The organism is Neisseria sp. P0021.S007 (assembly GCF_051956855.1).
The window spans coordinates 1-1,354 of sequence record NZ_JBQCXA010000079.1 but is presented as its reverse complement, the minus strand read 5'-3'; the positions used below and the strand labels follow the sequence as shown (position 1 = coordinate 1,354).

Genomic DNA, 1,354 nt, shown 5'->3' with positions numbered 1-1,354 from the left:
GGATACACGGCGCAATTCAGCTTCAGCGTGTTGTTGTCGGTTGCCACGCCCTGTTTGTCAAACGACAACACCGCCTTGTCCGCCCAATTGTCAGAATACGCTTCGTTTTCATAACGGTACAGCAAACCCATACGGCGGCGGCGGTGATGTTCGTCTATAAATTTGGTGCGGGAATATTTCAAACCTATGCCCTTGACCCATTTTTCTTTGTTTTTATCCCACGCTTCTATATTCGGCACAAAATACAAGCCGTCGCGGAAATCGTTGCCGTCGTACACCCCGCTCTTGTCGCTAAACTTTTTCGCCTCGTCCGTACCGTAATACTGTTTTTCCGTCATATCGCGGATGTCGTAACGCTGTTTGGTATCCTCAAACACGCCGCCGACATAATGCCTGCCGCCGAAGCGGTAGCCCAGCTTGGCAAGCCACGAACCGCTGCGGTAATCCATCGGATCGGGCAATATCCTGCCGCCGCCTGTGTACGATTGGGCGGACAGGTTTTCGTGGCGCGCCTGCGCCTCCCGCACCATCGCTTCTTCTTCACTGTTTAAAGCCTGACCTTTTGAACGGCGTTCTTCCACCCAGCGGTTGAGCTGGTTTTTCAAATATTTCCCGTTGCCCGCCAATTTTGCCACAGGCTTGAGCTCACTCTCGCCCTCCGCCAGGAAATATTCCGCCTTTTTATTCGGACTCTGAATATCGTATGTCTGGCGGAACGCGTCCAAACGGTCTATGCCGTATTCCACCCCGTCCGCAATATCGCCGTGCGGGCGCGTTTCCCGCCCTTGGCGTTCGGTTCGGATTAACAGCCCTTCCCAACCGTCCTTACTGAAACCCGCGCCGAGCGACTTCATAAATTGGCGGTTTTTACTGCCGTAGGCGGTTTTTGCCTGTATCCCCCAACTTTTGCCGTCTGAAATCAGGTCTGCCGCCTCTTTGGTGCGGAGGGAGACTGCTCCGCCGAGCGCACCGCTGCCGTGATCGGAAGAACCGGCACCTTTGTCGATTTCTACCGTACCGACGTTTTCATATTCGATTTCGTTGATTGCACCGCTGCCGCCGCGTCCGCCGTATCCGCTCAATGCACCCTGCACGGTAAACGCCTGTATTTGGGCAACACCGTCGACCGAAACCGCCACACGGTTTTTATCCACGCCCCGTATCGAATAACCGCCGCTCGCGCCGTTACCTTGTTCGACGACGGCCACGCCCGGATCGTAGCGCGTCAGGTCGCGGATACCGAGTACCTGTTCTTTGTTCAACGTTTCCGACGTTTTGACGATTTTGCCCAAACCGGTCGCCTCTTTCGATCGCCGTCCCACTTTGGCGGCACGGACGGTAATCTCCTTCAATG

1 protein-coding gene is annotated in these 1,354 nt (G+C 55.2%); it reads right to left on the bottom strand.

Annotation, left to right across the window (positions count from 1 at the left end):
* The coding region (locus ACTHUR_RS11220) for a lactoferrin/transferrin family TonB-dependent receptor (protein ID WP_440398624.1) at positions 1–1,354 on the bottom strand (1,354 nt) is incomplete at both ends.